Genomic DNA, 14,700 nt, shown 5'->3' with positions numbered 1-14,700 from the left:
TTTCGGCCTGCAAGCGTCTTTGCCCACGAAGCGCCGACGGCGGCCATCGCGTGCGCCGTAGCGCATCTTGCGTCGAACCGCCAGCCTCCTCGGCGATTTTCCCGCCCATGACCGCCGCTTCGCGATGGTGGACGCCGCATGTTCATGCCGACCGCCGGCCAAGGCTGATGGCGCGCAACGCCATTGCCGCCGCCTTGCGCGGTTGGTTCGCGGAGCGCGATTTCGTTGAGGTGACGACGGCCGCCCTGCAGGTTTCGCCCGGCAACGAGGCGCACCTTGCGGCCTTCGCCACCGAGGCGATCGCGCCGGACGCGTCGCGCCAGCCGTTATACCTTCACACCTCGCCGGAATTCGCCTGCAAGAAGCTGCTTGCCGCCGGCGAGAAGCGCATCTTCAGCCTGGGCTCCGTTTACCGAAACCGCGAGCGTGGGCCGCTGCATCATCCCGAATTCACCATGCTCGAATGGTACCGCGTCGGCGAGGCCTATGAGCGCCTGATGGCCGACTGCGCCGAATTTCTGGCGCTCGCCGCGGCGAAGGCCGGGGCCAAAAGCTTTCGGTTTCGTGGCCGCGAGGCCGATCCCTTCGCCGAGCCGGAGCGGCTGAGCGTGGCGGAAGCATTCATGCGCCATGCCGGCATCGATCTGCTGGCGACCGTCGGCGCCGACGGCAGCACCGACCGCGAAGCGCTCCACCAGGGCCTGGTCCGCGCCGGCCTGCGCACCGCGCCCGACGACAATTGGGCCGACCTGTTCAGCCGCGTGATGGTGGAAAAGGTCGAGCCGGCGCTGGGGCAGGGACGGGCGACAATCCTCTATGGCTATCCAGTCTCCGAGGCGGCCCTTGCCCGGCCGAGCGCGGAGGACCCGCGCGTCGCCGAACGCTTCGAGCTCTACTGCTGCGGCGTCGAGCTCGCCAATGCGTTTGGCGAGCTCACCGATCCGGCCGAGCAGCGCCGCCGCTTCGTCGCCGAGATGGACGAGAAGGAGCGCATCTATGGCGAGCGCTATCCGCTGGACGAGGATTTCCTCACCGCGCTTGCCATCATGCCGCAGGCGAGCGGCTCGGCCCTCGGCTTCGACCGGCTGGTGATGCTGGCAACCGGCGCCGCCAGGATTGAAGATGTGATCTGGGCGCCGGTGGCCGGCTAATCCGCACTGTTCACGCGGTTGCGGCGAGGCAGTGCGCTGCGAAGGGCCGCGATTGCCTTGAGATTGCCGCATCCGCCATTGCACAAGCGGTGGTGGAACAATAGATGGTGCAGCAGCATCCAAGACGATTGTGCGGGCTTCCAGAGATGGCGGCCCGGCATCCATGGATGTGCGGCAGCATCTGCCCTCCCGCACAGCTTGAACAAACAGGACTAACCATGACCAACACGCTCGACGCAGGGAAACTGACCGGCCGCGTCGCGGCGCTCGTCGAGGCGGCCAAGCGCGCCGGGGCGGACGCCGCCGACGCGGTCGCCGTGCGCGGCCGTTCGGCCGGCGTGTCGGTGCGGCTGGGCAAAGTCGAAGGCACCGAATCGTCGGAAAGCGAGGACGTGTCGCTGCGCGTCTTCGTCGGCCAGCGCGTGGCGAGCGTCTCGGCCACCGCCGCCTCCGACCCGAAGGCGCTTGCCGAGCGCGCCGTCGCCATGGCGAGAGTCTCCCCCGAGGATCCGTTCCAGGGCCTTGCCGACCCGGCGCTGCTCGCCCGCAATTTGCGTGATCTCGACCTCTTCGATCCGACTGAGGTGTCGGCCGATCAGCTCAAGGAGGCGGCGCTGGCAGCGGAAGCGGCGGCCCTTGCCGTCAAGGGCGTCACCAATTCCTCCGGCAGCAGCGCCAGCGCCGGCCTTGGCGGCCTGGTGCTTGCGACCTCGCATGGCTTTGTCGGCCAATATGTCGCGTCGCGCTTTTCGCGCTCGACCAGCGTCATTGCAGGCCAAGGCACGGCGATGGAACGCGACTATGAATTCTCCTCGCGCCAGCATTTCGCCGATCTCGACGCGCCGGAGGAGATCGGCCGCAAGGCCGGTGAACGCGCCGTGCGTCGCCTCGGCGCCCGCAAGGCGGCGACCGGCCCGGTCGACGTCGTGTTCGACCCGCGTGTGGCGCGCGGCATTGCCGGCCATCTCGCCGGCGCCATCAACGGCGCCGCGGTGGCGCGCAAGACCAGCTTCCTGCGCGACATGATGGGAAAGCAGGTAGCCTCAAGCGCGATCACCGTCACCGACGAGCCGCTGCGGCGTCGCGGCCAGGCGTCGCGGCCCTTCGACGGCGAAGGCGTCGAGGGCGACAAGCTGTTGATGGTCGACAGAGGCGTGCTCAACCACTGGTTCCTGTCGACCTCGGCCGCGCGCGAGCTTGGTCTCGTCACCAACGGCCGTGGCTCGCGCAGCGGCTCTTCGGTTTCGCCGTCCTCGACCAATCTGGCCATCGAGCCCGGCGATCGCGCGCCGGAGGAGCTGATCGCCTCGCTGCAGCGCGGCTTCTACGTCACCGAGGTCTTCGGCCAGGGCGTCGACATGGTGACCGGCGAATACAGCCGTGGCGCCTCCGGCTTCTGGATCGAGAACGGCGCGCTTGCCTATCCGGTGGCCGAGGTGACGATCGCCTCCAATTTGAAGACCATGTTCCTCAACATGGTGCCGGCGAGCGATCTCGACCGCAATTTCGGCACTGCCGCGCCGACGCTGCTGATCGAGGGGATGACCCTTGCCGGCGCCTGACATGGTCATCTCAGCCGAGACGCACGAAGACCTTGCTCTGCTGCGCGACGCCGCCCGGGAGGCGGGCACCATCGCCATGCGCTATTTCGGTCAAAACCCCCAGGTGTGGATGAAGGGCGGGACCTCGCCGGTCAGCGAAGCCGACCATGCGGCCGACGCCTATCTGCGCGAGACCCTGCTCAAGGCGCGGCCGAATTATGGCTGGCTGTCCGAAGAAACCGCCGACGATCATGCCAGGCTGTCGGCCCGCCGCACTTTCGTCGTCGACCCTATCGATGGCACGCGCGGCTTTCTCGATGGCCTGCATTCCTGGTGCGTCAGCGTCGCCGTGGTCGAGGATGGCCGCTCGCTGGCCGGCGTGCTCGAATGTCCGGCCAAGCGCGAGACCTATTGGGCGCTGCCGGGCGAGGGCGCGTTCCTCAACGGCAAGCGCATCCAGGTCCGCCAACTCGGCGATACCGTCGAGATCGGCGGGCCGAAGCCGCTGGTCGAGCGCATGCCCGCTTCCTGGCAAGCCCGGATGCGCCGCGTCGCTTACATACCCTCGCTCGCCTACCGGCTGGCGATGATCGCCAACGGCAAGCTCGACGCGACCTTCGTCAAGCCCAACGCGCATGACTGGGACATCGCCGCCGCCGACCTTATCCTCCGCGAATCGGGCGGCGCCTTGCTCGACCGTACCGGCAAGCCGCCGCGCTATGCCGGCGAGGTGATCAACCATGGCGCGCTCGCCGCCGGCAGCGGCGAACTGCTGGGTGTCCTGGCCGGCGTCATTGCCGGAGCTGACCAAGGGTGAGTCGGCCCACGGTTTCAAAATCGGCGGCTTTGGTCTAAACGTTTCACAAAATTCATGAATCTGCGAAGGATCGGCATGGCCGTGGAAGACGGAAAGAAACAGCTTTTGCACCTGGTGTTCGGCGGCGAGCTGAAAAAGCTGGGTGGAACCGAGTTCCGTGATCTGGATGCGCTCGACATCGTCGGCATCTACCCCGACTATCAATCGGCGCACGCCGCGTGGAAGGCGAAGGCGCAGGCCAGCGTCGACAATGCCCATATGCGCTATTTCGTCGTTCACCTGCACCGGTTGCTCGACCCGGAAACAAAGGCAGCCGGTTGACATCGATGGAACATGAAGCGGTGAAAGGAGCGACGGGGCGTGCCGCCGGGCGGGGCGGGACTCGCACGCTGTGGCGCCGCATCCGAGAGCCGCTCGCCCAGTCGCGATTCGTCAAGAATTTCATCGCTAGCCTGTTCGCCTGGTTCGTGCGGCTGATTCGCATCACCAGCCCGCTGGTGAAAGGGTCGACGCAGGTCGCCGGCGGCGCCTATGCGCATCTCGAACCGGGCATCATCGCGCTGTGGCATGGCCAGCATCTCTTGACGCCGGCTTATTATCCCAAGGGCCGGCCGCTGGTCGCCATGGTCTCGCGCAGTGCCGACGCCGAGCTCAACGCGCTGATGCTGAACAGATTCGGCATCGAGGCGGTGCGCGGCTCGGGTGGCCGCGACAGTTCGAGGCATCTCGACAAAGGCGGCGCGAAAGCCTTGATTGCGCTCAAGAAAGCGCTGGTGGCCGGCAAGAATGTCGCGATGATCGCCGACATTCCGCATGGCACGCCGCGCGACGCGGGGCTGGGCATCGTGCTTTTGGCCAGGCTTTCCGGGCGCCCGATCCTGCCCTCGGCGATCGCCACCAGCCGCCGCAAGGTGCTGGAAAAGAGCTGGGACAAGACCACCATCAACCTGCCGTTCGGCCGCTCCGCCGTTATTGTCGGACAGCCGGTCTTCGTGCCGGCCAACGCCGACGACGCCGAGATGGAGCGCAAGCGCCAGGAAGTCACCGCCTCGCTCAACGCCGCGACCGCCGAGGCCTACCGCCTCGTGGACGGCGACAAATGAGCGAGCGCTGGGCGCGCGCGGCCCTGACCGCCTATCGTTACGCCGGGGCCGTCGCCTATCCGCTGATCGGACCCTATGTCGCCTGGCGCGCCTCGCGCGGCAAGGAAGACCGCGTTCGCCGTCGCGAGCGCTACGGCGTCGCCGGCCGTCCGCGTCCGGAAGGACCGGTGATCTGGATTCACGCCGCGAGCGTCGGCGAGACGATCGCCGTCGTGCCGCTGGTCGAAAGCATTCTCGATTACGGCGTCAACATCGTGCTGACGACCGGCACCGTGACCTCGGCCAAGGTCGCCGACGAGCGGCTTGGCAGTCGCATCATCCACCAATATGTGCCGCTCGACCTCAAGCCCGCGGTAAGCCGCTTCCTCGATCACTGGCTGCCGGAGCTGGCCATCATAGCCGAATCGGAGATCTGGCCGATGACCATCCTGGAACTCGGCGCGCGCAACGTGCCGCAGGTCCTGGTCAACGGGCGGCTGTCGGACCGTTCCTTCCGGTCGTGGAAGAAGCGCGCCGGCGTCGCCGAGGCGCTGTTCGAGAATCTTGCCCATGTCGTTGCCCAGTCGGATGTCGACGGCGAGCGGTTCCGCGTCCTCGGCGCCCGGCCGGTGACCGTTTCCGGCAATCTCAAGGTGGACACCAACCCGCCGCCGGTCGACGAGCGGGCGCTGGCGATCCTGCAGCGCCAGATCGGCTTGCGCCCGACCTGGGCGGCGATCTCGACCCATGACGGGGAGGAGGTCGCCGCGGCAGAAGTCCATGCGACCTTGCACAAGCGCCACCCTGGACTGTTGACCATCGTCGTGCCCCGCCATCCCGACCGCGCGGACGCGCTGGCCGCGCAGATCTCCGGCATGGGGCTGAAGGTCGCGCGCCGCAGCAAGGGCGACCGCATCACGCCCGACACCGATATCCTGCTCGGCGACACGATCGGCGAGATGGGACTTTATCTAAGGCTGACCGAGATCGCCTTCGTCGGCCGCTCGCTGACCTCCGAGGGCGGCCAGAACCCGCTGGAGCCGGCGATGCTCGACACGGCGGTGCTGGCCGGCCGCAACGTGCAGAATTTCCGCGAAGCCTATCAGCGCCTGCTCGATCGCGGCGGCGCCAAGCTGGTGCGCGACCGCGACATGCTGGCCGGCGCCGTCAATTTCCTTTTGAGCAACGAGGCGGTGCGCCACGAGATGATGGCGGCGGGTGCAGCGACCGTCGATGAGATGCGCGGCGCGCTTCAGCGCACGCTGAAGTCGCTCGAACCCTACATCCAGCCGCTGGTCGTCAAGGCGCGCCTGAAAGGCGCCAACGGGCGCTAGCGCATGGCCCAAAAACTCGGATCCGATCTTTGGAAAGGGTCATGCGCCATGGAAGTCGCGCCATGACCAGCGAAGCGCCGCCCTTCTGGTGGGAAAAGCCGGACTGGCGCGTGCTGGCGCTTTCGCCGGTGTCCGCGATGTATGGAATGGTGGCTGGGCGCCGCATGCGGCACGCGCCGCGCGAGAAGGTCGCGGCACCTGTGCTGTGCGTCGGCAACTTCACCGTTGGCGGCAGCGGCAAGACGCCGGTCGCCATCGCGCTGGCTAAACAGGCAAAGCGCATGCAGCTCACGCCCGGCTTCCTGTCGCGCGGCCATGGCGGTTCCTTCGCCAAGCCGCATGTCGTCGATGCGCATCACGACGCGGCCAAGCATGTCGGCGACGAGCCGCTGCTGCTTGCCGAACATGCGCCGGTCGCGGTGACGGCCAACCGCGCCGCCGGCGCCAAACTGCTGATGGCAGAGCATGGCTGCGACTTGCTGATCATGGATGACGGTTTCCAGTCGGCGCGCATCCATATCGACTACGCGCTGGTCGTGGTCGATGCGCGTTTCGGCATCGGCAATGGCCGCGTCATTCCGGGCGGGCCGCTCCGGGCAAAGATCGTTGATCAGCTGGTGTTCACCGGCGGCTTGCTGAAGATGGGCGAGGGGAGCGCGGCCGACACGGTGGTACGCCAGGCGGCGCGCGCCGGCCGGCCGATCTTTTTGGCCCATGTCGAGCCGGCGAACCCGGCGCGCTTTGCCGGCGGGCGCTTCCTTGCCTTTGCCGGCATCGGCCATCCGGAAAAATTCTTCGATACGCTGCGCGGCGCCGGCGGCGAGGTCGCGCTGTCGCGCGCTTTTCCCGACCATCATTTCTACGCCGCGGACGAGCTTGCCGATCTGGCGGCGCTTGCCAAGCGCGAGGGGCTTCGGCTTGTCACCACGGCAAAGGATGCCGCGCGGCTTCGCCACGGCGCCGCACCCGCCGGCTTCCTGGAGCAGCTCGACGTGCTTGAGATCGACGCCGTGTTCGAGATCGACCACGTGCCGGAGCGCATCATCAATGAGACGCTGGATGCATGGCGGCAGCGCAAGATGAGACCGTCCTTAGCCTAGCGCGACGCGAAGCGGAGCGCAGGCCATAGGATCCAAGCCGCAGTCGGCGAAGTGCAGCAAAGCCAAGAGGTACGCGATCGCGGTAAGCGATTCTCAGCCGTCGGAGCACTGCTGCGCGCTCACGGTCCATGATCTCCGCGACGCCGCTTCGCTCCTGCTCCGACCTGGGATGACGAAGTGGGGGTTCTACCCCCGCTTGCGCAGCTCCGGATGCGCCTCGATCTCACGCCGCAGCGACGCTGCCGCGTTCACATATGGCTCCTGCCTGGCGACGCTCCAGTATTTGAGCTCGTCCAGCGGGATGCTCTCGCCGGTCACCGCGCAGCGCACGAACGCGCCGGGGCTCGTCACCTGGAAGTCGCCGTCGAGATAGCGGATGCGCGCTTCCTTGCCGCCGGGGCCTTCAAAACGGTTCATCATGGAATGGCGCATAGGTTCATAGGGGTTCAATCGCCACAAATCGAAGGCAAGGTCAAGCTTGGCGCAATGCTCATGTAGTATGCCGGTTGGCACAATGGTTGTCGGGAAGCGCCATGGACATCACCAATGCCAGCGTGACGTCGCTGCTGAAAGAGGCGCTGGCGCCGCAGCCGGTGCCGTCGCCCAAGGCCGAACCTGCGACCGCGGCGCTGGTCAAGGCGCTCGTCCAGCCGCCGGCGCCCTCCGTCGTGTCCTCCGCACAAGTGGCCGCGCAGGCGCTGAACGGCACGTTGCCGGCCGCTCGACCAACTCAGCGTCTGTCCTCGGCCGAGATCGAGAACGCCTACAGAGCCGTCCTGGAATCCGATGCCGGCCCTGATGGCGCCTCGACGAAGTCTCCGGTTGGCAGGTCGGCGGCTGACGCCGATCAGCTTTCGCGGGCGCTGCCCCAGGTTCCACCGCCGGCCGCCGATGGCACCGCAAGGGTCGTGGCGGCGCCCTCTTCGTTCTCGCCGGTGCTTGCGTCCGGAGTGCTGGTAGCGGCCAACGCCAATGCGCCGCCGCGCGGCGGCGTTCGCAGCCCCGGCCATGCCCCGCGATCCGAACCCGGCCAGACGCCGCTGTGGATGATATCGATCGTGACGGCCGTCGTCTCGGCTGCGACCGCCACGATCGTGCTGATGCTGCTTCGCTGATCCGAGCGATCTAGTCCTCGTCCTGCAGGAAGGCTTCGAGCTTCTCCGGCGCCAGCCCCGCCTGTTCGGCGATGCGTCGGGCGAGATCGGCGGCGGCCGCGCGCGGCCGGCCGACCGGGCGGTCGAGCCAGTAGGACACCGGATTGAGCGCGACCCGCTCGTCAACGGGAACAATCCGGCCCGACTTCAACTGGTCTGCCGTCAGCGGCGGCCGCGCCAGCGCGATGCCGAGCCCATGCGCCGCCGCGTCGAGCACCAGATTGTAGTCCTCGAAACGCCGGTCCTGCGGGCGCGGGCGATAATCGACCTCCTGTGCCGCGAACCAGGCGCGCCAGGCGGACGCGTCGGAATCGTTGATCAGCGGGAATTTGAGCAGCCGAGCCGGGTCGCCTTGCCCGATCTCCTTCGCCAGCTCCGGCGAGGCGATCGGGAAAATGTGCTCCTCGAAAAGCTGCACCGAGACGCGGCCCGGGATGCGGCCGCGCCCGCAGCGCACCGAAAGGTCGATGCCTTCGTCGGCAAGGTCCGCCTGGCGGTTGTCGACGTCGAGCACGATGCGCAGCCGGGTCGGGTTGTTTTCGAGCGCCGCCATGCGCGGCATCAGCCAAAGGCCGCTGACCGAAGGGATCGAAGCCAGCCGCACCACCGCGGTGCCGCGCGGCTCGACCCAGCGATCGGAATTGACCGAGATCAGCGCGAAGGCCTCGGTGGTGCGCAGGTGCAGCCGGTTGCCCTCATTGGTCAGCGTGACGCCGCGCGCATTGCGCTCGAACACCTTGAGCCCGAGCCAGTCCTCCAGCTTGGCGATCTGACGGCTGACCGCGCCATGGGTGAGGTTGAGCCTTTCGGCCGCCGCGGAAAAGCTTCCGGTCCGCGCCGCCGCGTCGAAGGCGCGCAAAGTCTCGAGCGGCAATAGCTGGTCAGAGCTGTGAGGCATGCTCACAGCTGACCCTCGAATTGCTCGTTTGTCAATCGGCGGGCAATGGCGTTTTCTCTCTCTGTGGCACTGAGAGACGAGGATTCGGCAATGAGCGCTTACACCGGCACGTTGAATGAGACACAGCGCATGGAAACCACGGCCGCGATCGCGGTGGCGCTGACGGTGGTCGGCTGGGCGTCTGCCTTCCCGGCGATCCGCGCTGGCCTCGCCGCCTTCCAGCCGCTGGAGCTCGGGGCGCTGCGCTTCGCCATCGCGGCCGTCCCGGCAGCGATCTTCCTTGCGGTCAAGCGTCCGGCGGTGCCGAGGATCGATGAGCTGTGGCGTTTCGGCTTCGGCGGTGCCATCTTCGTCGCGCTCTACACCGCCATGCTCAATTTCGGCGAGCTCACCGTCTCGGCGGGCGCCGCCGGCTTCATCATCAATGTCAGCCCGATCTTCACGGCCATCATGGCCATGGCGCTGCTCGGCGAGCGCTTTTCCGGCATGGCCTGGTTCGGCACGGTGATCTCGTTTGCCGGCATCGGCATCATCGCGGTGGCGGACGGCCATGGCCTGCATTTCAACACCGGCGCGCTGCTGGTGCTGGGCTCCGCCCTTTGCTCGGCCGTCAACACCATCGTCCAGAAGCCGCTCTTTGCCCGCCACCATCCGCTGACGATCGCCGCTTCCAACATGGTGCTCGGCGCGCTCTGCCTGTCGCCCTTCCTGGCGGAAGCGTTTTCGCAGGCCGCGGTCGCCGACATGGCCGGCCTCGGCGCCGCCATCTATCTGGGCATTGTGCCCAGCCTGATCGCCTACGCCGCCTGGGCCACCGCGCTGTCGCGCCTGCCGGCCGCGCGCGCCTCGAACTTCCTCTATCTGGTCTCGCCGACCTCCGCTCTGATCGGTTTCTTCTGGCTCGGCGAAGTGCCGACACTCTTCGGCATGCTCGGCGGCGCGCTGGCGCTCGGCGGTGTGATCGTGGTGAATTTGAAGCGGTAAGTCAAAGGGTTGAGGCCGGTTCCTGACTCAAGAAAAGCGCCGCCTCGAGCGGACCTTTATCTGGCCGCTACGCGGCCACGAGAACAGGTTGGTGCTGGCGCTGAAGGTCTCCTCTCCCATCGGGAGAAGTCAGCGGAAGTGAAGCGGAGGCTGGGTGAGGGCTTTGGTGCGCTCACCTTCGCCCGAACAATCTTTCAATGTCGGCGAGTTTCAGCTCGATATAGGTCGGCCTGCCATGGTTGCAGGTGCCGGAGCCGGGCGTCGCCTCCATTTGGCGCAGCAGCGCGTTCATCTCTTCGGCCTTGAGCAGGCGGCCCGAGCGCACCGAGCCGTGGCAGGCCATGGTCGCGGCTATTCTGTCCAGCCGTTCCTTCAGCGTCTCGACCGTGTCGTTGTCGGCGATCTCGTCGGCGAGGTCACGCACCAGTTGCTGCACATTGGTTTCGCCGAGCATCGACGGCGTCTCGCGCACCGCCACCGCGCCCGGGCCGAAGCGCTCCAGGCCGAGGCCGAATTTGGCCAGTGTCTCGGAATGCATCGCCAGCCGTTCGGCATCCTCTTCCGGAAGGTCGACGATCTCGGGCAAAAGCAGCATCTGCGAAGGCACGGCGCGAGAGTGCAGCGCGTGCTTCAAGGCCTCGTAGACCAGCCGCTCATGTGCGGCATGCTGGTCGACGATGATCAGCGAGTCCCGGGTTTGGGCGACGATATAGTTCTCATGCACCTGAGCGCGCGCCGCGCCCAGCACCGTGCCGAGCAGCGCCTCGGCCGGCTCGGCGATGCCCGCCCGCGCGTCGGCGCTTGCCAGCGGCCCGGTGTCGAAGGCAGCCTGATCGTTCTCGGCGAAGCCGCCTCGCGCCGGCCGCGCTTCGCCCATGTCGAGCGGCCGCTGCGGCGAGCGCGCCAAATTCGAACCGTGGTCGAAGCTGGAGCCGGAGGCGCGAAAAGCGGCCTCATAGCTGCGGTGGCCATTGGCCGGTCCGGGATGCGAATAGGACGCCGCGCCGGGCCGGAAAGCCGCCATCATGCCGGCCGCGCCGGTGGTCGCGGCCCGGATGCCGGCGCCGGCCATCGCCTCGCGGATGGCGCCGACAATCAACCCGCGCACCAGGCCCGGATCGCGGAAGCGCACATCGGCCTTGGCCGGGTGGACGTTGACGTCGACGGCTGCCGGATCGAGCGAAAGGAACAGCACGGTCACCGCATGCCGGTCGCGCGGCAGCACGTCGGCGAAAGCGCCGCGGATCGCGCCGGCGATCAGCTTGTCGCGCACCGGCCGGCCGTTGACATAGGCATATTGCTGCAGCGCGTTGGCGCGGGTGTAGGAAGGGATCGAGACATGACCGGCAAGATGCACGCCGTCGCGCATGGCATCGATGGCAATGGCATTGTCGGGAAAGTCGGCGCCCATCACTTGCGCGATGCGGGCGAGCCGGCCCTCCGGCGTGCCGCCGGTCGCCGGCAGCTCCAGCGTCGAGCGGTCGGAACCGGCAAGCGTGAAGCGCACGGCGGGGAAGGCGATGGCGATGCGCTTCACCACGTCGCCGGTGGCCGAGCATTCGGCGCGCTCGCCCTTCATGAATTTGAGCCGTGCCGGCGTGGCGAAGAACAGGTCGCGCACTTCGACGGTCGTGCCGCGGTTGGCCGCCGCCGGCTTGACGGCCGACACCCGGCCGCCCTCGATGCTGATCTCGGCCGCGCTGTCGCCGGCGGCCGTGCGCGAGCGGATCGAAAGCCTGGCCACCGAGCCGATCGACGGCAACGCCTCGCCGCGGAATCCGAGTGAGCGGATGTCGTGGATATCGTCCGACAGCTTCGACGTGCAGTGTCGGGCAACTGCCAGCGCCAGTTCGCGCTCGGGAATGCCCGAGCCGTCATCGGTGACGCGGATGAGCGAGAGCCCGCCGCCGGCGGTGACGATCTCGACGCGCGACGCGCCGGCGTCGAGCGCATTCTCGACCAACTCCTTCACCACGCTTGCGGGACGCTCGATGACCTCGCCGGCGGCGATCTGGTTGATCATCGTTTCGGAAAGCTGGCGAATGGGCATCCGAGGATTATAGGCGGATTCGAACGGTGTGGGGGAGGGGCTACTTCATGCCTGCGCCACCAGCCAGTCCCTGACCTTGCGCGCGTTGTCGCTGAGCTCGCGGTTCTTCGGCCAGATGACGTGGAAGCCGATGCCGGTCCTCATCACATGGTCGGTCACCGGCACCAGCAGCCCTGATGCCACCAGCCGCTCGACCAGATGCCGCCAGCCAAGCGAGATGCCTTGCCCTTCCATCACCGCCTGGATCACCAGGGCATAGTCGTTGATGCGCAGGCCGCGCTCGGCATTGCGCAGGCTGGTTCCGGCCGACGCGAACCATTCGTCCCAGTTCGGCGCCTCGCGATAGGGCTCCTCGAGATGGATCAGCCGGTGCGTGGCCAGTTCCTCGACCGTCTTCGGCATGCCGAATTTGGCGAGATAGCTCGGTCCCGCGACGGGGAAGATCTCTTCGTCGGACAGCGACAGCGAGTGATAGTCCGGCCAGTCGCGCGGCACACCGCCGCGCACGCCGAGCGGAATACCCTCCGCAATGATGTCGAGGTCGCGGTCGGCGGTCTGGATGCGCAGATCGATGCCCGGCAGTTGGTCGCGGAACTGCTGCAGGCGCGGCATCATCCAGAACGAGCCGAAGGCGGTCGAGGCCGCAAGGGTGACATGGCCGCCGGTCGCCTGCAGGCGAAGGTCCTCGGCAGATTTGCGGATATGCGACAGCCCCAGCGAGACGTCCGCGTGGAAGCGCTCGCCGGCCTCGGTCAGGAGCACCTGGCGGTGGCGGCGCTGAAACAGCTTGGCGCCGAGCTGTTCCTCCAGTCCGCGCACCGCATAGGAGACGGCCGCCTGGGTCATGCCGAGCTCGCGCCCGGCCGCGGTGAAGCTCGACAGCCGGCCTGCCGCCTCGAAGACGACGAGGCTGCCGGCCGAGGGCAGGAGGTGGCGCAGGCTTCGCATAAGCGCAGCTTATACAAGAGATCAGGATTTTCCAGCGTCACATCCATATTTCGTGTCGCTAACTTGGTCGGGCGGGATGAAGGAGACAACATGAACGCACTGGCCGCTGAATTGACTGAGCCGACCCACCGTCGCGGCGGCGGCCGCCTTGGGCGCAAGGCGCTGAGAAGCGCGCCGGTCGCGTCTTTCCCGACGCTCGTTCGCCAGATTCCAGCCTATGAGATCGTGCCCGACGAGGCGGTGGAGCTGATCCACGAGGAGTCGCTCAAAATCCTCGAGGAGGTTGGCTGCGAGTTCCGCGACGACGAAGCGATCGCGCTTTGGAAGGCGGCGGGTGCCGACGTCAAGGACACACGCGTCCGCATCGATCGCGCGCTGCTGATGGAGCTCGTCTCGAAGGTCCCGCCGGAATTCACGCTCAATGCGCGCAACCCCGAGCGAACGGTTCGCGTCGGCGGCAAGAACTCGATCTTCGTGCCGATGTATGGCGCGCCTTATGTGCGCGACCTCGACAACAAGCGGCGTTACGGCACGCTTAACGACCTCAACAATTTCCACAAGCTCGCCTACATGGCGCCGACGCTGCATTCGTCGAGCTCGATCATCTGCGAGCCGATGGAGATCCCGGTGCCGAAGCGGCACCTCCACATCATTCATTCGGCGCTCAAGCACTCCGACAAGCCGTTCATGGGCATCGTGACGTCGAAGGAGCGGGCCGAAGACACGATGGCGATGGCTGCGATCGTGTTCGGCGAGGAGTTCGTGCGCGACAATCCGGTGCTGGTGGCGATCACCAATTGCAATTCGCCGCTGGTGTGGGACGCCACCATGCTCGACGCCATGCGGGTCTATGCCCGCCACAACCAGCCGCTGATCCTGGCACCGTTTGCGCTCTGCGGCGCCTCGACCTCGGCCTCCGCCGTCGGCGCGGTCGCGCAGGTGAATGCCGAGGCGCTCGCCGGTGTGGCCTTCACCCAGCTCATCCGTCCCGGCTCGCCGCAGATCTATGGCCAGTTCATGGTGACCGTCGACATGAAGACCGGCGCCCCGATGGGGGCACGCCGGAGGCCGCGCAGATGATGTATCTGATGGGTGCGCTGGCGCGGAAATACAAACTGCCGTGGCGCACCTCGGGCTTCCACGTCGGCTCCAAGCTCAACGACGCCCAGGCCGGCTACGAGGCGAACATGCTTATGCATGCCGCGATCCTCGCCGGCGCCAATTACATCTGGCACTCCGCCGGCTGGCTTGAAGCCGGCCTTACCTGCGGCTATTCGAAATTCGCCACCGACTGCGAACAGCTCGTCGGTTGGTACAAATATGCCGGCGGCGTTCCCTTCGACGATTTCAAGGAGGCCATGGCGGCGGTCCGCGAGGTCGGTCCGCAAGGGCATTTTCTCGGCACGCAGCACACGCTCGAGCATTTCGAGCGCGCCTTCTTCATGCCGAGCATCATGGACTTCAATTCCTTCGAACAATGGACAGCCGAGGGCGCGAAGGATCACGACACGCGCGGCCGCGAAAGGGCGCGCAACATGCTCGCCGACTACCAGGAGCCGAAGCTCGACGACGGCATCGCCGAAGGTCTCAAGGATTTGATCGCGCGGCGCGAGGAAAAGCTGCCTGATACCGTTAGTTGAC

Annotated in this window: 13 protein-coding genes and 1 pseudogene; 10 read left to right on the top strand and 4 right to left on the bottom strand. The window is 67.0% G+C overall.

The features are described 5' to 3' along the window. Positions 1 to 107: 107 nt before the first annotated feature. The 7 genes from epmA (at position 108) to lpxK (ending at position 7,025) form a co-directional block, all read left to right on the top strand. A complete protein-coding gene (gene epmA, locus EJ078_RS01895; protein WP_127215900.1) occupies positions 108 to 1,151 on the top strand; it encodes an EF-P lysine aminoacylase EpmA in 1,044 nt (347 codons plus the stop codon). A 218-nt stretch (positions 1,152 to 1,369) separates the two neighbouring features. After that, entirely contained in the window at positions 1,370 to 2,713 is a 1,344-nt protein-coding gene (locus tag EJ078_RS01890; RefSeq protein WP_067329776.1) for a TldD/PmbA family protein, read from the top strand. 1 nt (position 2,714) lies between these two features. Beyond that, positions 2,715 to 3,509 carry a 3'(2'),5'-bisphosphate nucleotidase CysQ gene (locus EJ078_RS01885; RefSeq protein WP_127403889.1) on the top strand — a complete coding sequence of 265 codons (795 nt, stop codon included), beginning with the start codon at positions 2,715 to 2,717 and terminating at the stop codon, positions 3,507 to 3,509. 75 nt (positions 3,510 to 3,584) lie between these two features. After that, positions 3,585 to 3,830, top strand: a complete 246-nt coding sequence (locus tag EJ078_RS01880) for a DUF4170 domain-containing protein (protein WP_040973997.1) — start codon at positions 3,585 to 3,587, stop codon at positions 3,828 to 3,830. Between the two features lie 5 nt (positions 3,831 to 3,835). After that, positions 3,836 to 4,612, top strand: a complete 777-nt coding sequence (locus EJ078_RS01875; RefSeq protein ID WP_127217313.1) for a lysophospholipid acyltransferase family protein — start codon at positions 3,836 to 3,838, stop codon at positions 4,610 to 4,612. Beyond that, positions 4,609 to 5,925, top strand: coding sequence for a lipid IV(A) 3-deoxy-D-manno-octulosonic acid transferase (waaA, locus tag EJ078_RS01870; RefSeq protein ID WP_095801204.1), 1,317 nt, complete (start codon positions 4,609 to 4,611; stop codon positions 5,923 to 5,925). The genes EJ078_RS01875 and waaA overlap by 4 nt, the downstream gene beginning before the upstream one ends. A gap of 62 nt (positions 5,926 to 5,987) precedes the next feature. Next, entirely contained in the window at positions 5,988 to 7,025 is a 1,038-nt protein-coding gene (gene lpxK / locus EJ078_RS01865) for a tetraacyldisaccharide 4'-kinase (protein ID WP_127404274.1), read from the top strand. 186 nt (positions 7,026 to 7,211) lie between these two features. Here lpxK and EJ078_RS01860 read toward each other — a convergent pair whose 3' ends face one another. Continuing rightward, positions 7,212 to 7,445, bottom strand: coding sequence for a DUF2093 domain-containing protein (locus EJ078_RS01860; protein ID WP_067000947.1), 234 nt, complete (start codon positions 7,443 to 7,445; stop codon positions 7,212 to 7,214). 113 nt (positions 7,446 to 7,558) lie between these two features. Between EJ078_RS01860 and EJ078_RS01855 the strand changes: the two genes are divergently transcribed. Further along, a complete protein-coding gene (locus EJ078_RS01855; RefSeq protein ID WP_127240473.1) occupies positions 7,559 to 8,140 on the top strand; it encodes a hypothetical protein in 582 nt (193 codons plus the stop codon). A 10-nt stretch (positions 8,141 to 8,150) separates the two neighbouring features. Here the strand turns inward: EJ078_RS01855 and EJ078_RS01850 are convergent, their stop codons facing one another. Further along, the gene (locus tag EJ078_RS01850; protein WP_127404272.1) at positions 8,151 to 9,077 is read right to left on the bottom strand and encodes a LysR family transcriptional regulator; all 927 of its coding nucleotides are present in this window, start codon (positions 9,075 to 9,077) and stop codon (positions 8,151 to 8,153) included. Positions 9,078 to 9,167: 90 nt separating this feature from the next. Between EJ078_RS01850 and EJ078_RS01845 the strand changes: the two genes are divergently transcribed. Further along, a complete protein-coding gene (locus tag EJ078_RS01845; protein WP_127404271.1) occupies positions 9,168 to 10,061 on the top strand; it encodes a DMT family transporter in 894 nt (297 codons plus the stop codon). 172 nt (positions 10,062 to 10,233) lie between these two features. Here EJ078_RS01845 and mutL read toward each other — a convergent pair whose 3' ends face one another. Next, a complete protein-coding gene (gene mutL / locus EJ078_RS01840; RefSeq protein ID WP_127847438.1) occupies positions 10,234 to 12,111 on the bottom strand; it encodes a DNA mismatch repair endonuclease MutL in 1,878 nt (625 codons plus the stop codon). Positions 12,112 to 12,156: 45 nt separating this feature from the next. Beyond that, positions 12,157 to 13,059 carry a LysR substrate-binding domain-containing protein gene (locus EJ078_RS01835; protein WP_067000463.1) on the bottom strand — a complete coding sequence of 301 codons (903 nt, stop codon included), beginning with the start codon at positions 13,057 to 13,059 and terminating at the stop codon, positions 12,157 to 12,159. Positions 13,060 to 13,149: 90 nt separating this feature from the next. Here EJ078_RS01835 and EJ078_RS30785 point away from each other — a divergent pair. Continuing rightward, positions 13,150 to 14,699: pseudogene (locus EJ078_RS30785) on the top strand (trimethylamine methyltransferase family protein). The last annotated feature ends 1 nt before the right edge of the window (position 14,700 follow it).

This window comes from Mesorhizobium sp. M1A.F.Ca.IN.022.06.1.1 (assembly GCF_003952605.1).
Classification (GTDB): Bacteria; Pseudomonadota; Alphaproteobacteria; order Rhizobiales; family Rhizobiaceae; genus Mesorhizobium.
The sequence above is the reverse complement of the archived record's forward strand: the minus strand, read 5'-3'. Positions and strand labels throughout refer to the sequence as shown.

Bases quoted from the DNA above. Each gene is read 5' to 3' on its own strand.
- epmA (WP_127215900.1), top strand. From the start codon at position 108: ATGACCGCCGCTTCGCGATGGTGGACGCCGCATGTTCATGCCGACCGC.
- EJ078_RS01890 (WP_067329776.1), top strand. From the start codon at position 1,370: ATGACCAACACGCTCGACGCAGGGAAACTGACCGGCCGCGTCGCGGCG.
- EJ078_RS01885 (WP_127403889.1), top strand. From the start codon at position 2,715: ATGGTCATCTCAGCCGAGACGCACGAAGACCTTGCTCTGCTGCGCGAC.
- EJ078_RS01880 (WP_040973997.1), top strand. From the start codon at position 3,585: ATGGCCGTGGAAGACGGAAAGAAACAGCTTTTGCACCTGGTGTTCGGC.
- EJ078_RS01875 (WP_127217313.1), top strand. From the start codon at position 3,836: ATGGAACATGAAGCGGTGAAAGGAGCGACGGGGCGTGCCGCCGGGCGG.
- waaA (WP_095801204.1), top strand. From the start codon at position 4,609: ATGAGCGAGCGCTGGGCGCGCGCGGCCCTGACCGCCTATCGTTACGCC.
- lpxK (WP_127404274.1), top strand. From the start codon at position 5,988: ATGACCAGCGAAGCGCCGCCCTTCTGGTGGGAAAAGCCGGACTGGCGC.
- EJ078_RS01860 (WP_067000947.1), bottom strand. From the start codon at position 7,445: ATGATGAACCGTTTTGAAGGCCCCGGCGGCAAGGAAGCGCGCATCCGC.
- EJ078_RS01855 (WP_127240473.1), top strand. From the start codon at position 7,559: ATGGACATCACCAATGCCAGCGTGACGTCGCTGCTGAAAGAGGCGCTG.
- EJ078_RS01850 (WP_127404272.1), bottom strand. From the start codon at position 9,077: ATGCCTCACAGCTCTGACCAGCTATTGCCGCTCGAGACTTTGCGCGCC.
- EJ078_RS01845 (WP_127404271.1), top strand. From the start codon at position 9,168: ATGAGCGCTTACACCGGCACGTTGAATGAGACACAGCGCATGGAAACC.
- mutL (WP_127847438.1), bottom strand. From the start codon at position 12,111: ATGCCCATTCGCCAGCTTTCCGAAACGATGATCAACCAGATCGCCGCC.
- EJ078_RS01835 (WP_067000463.1), bottom strand. From the start codon at position 13,059: ATGCGAAGCCTGCGCCACCTCCTGCCCTCGGCCGGCAGCCTCGTCGTC.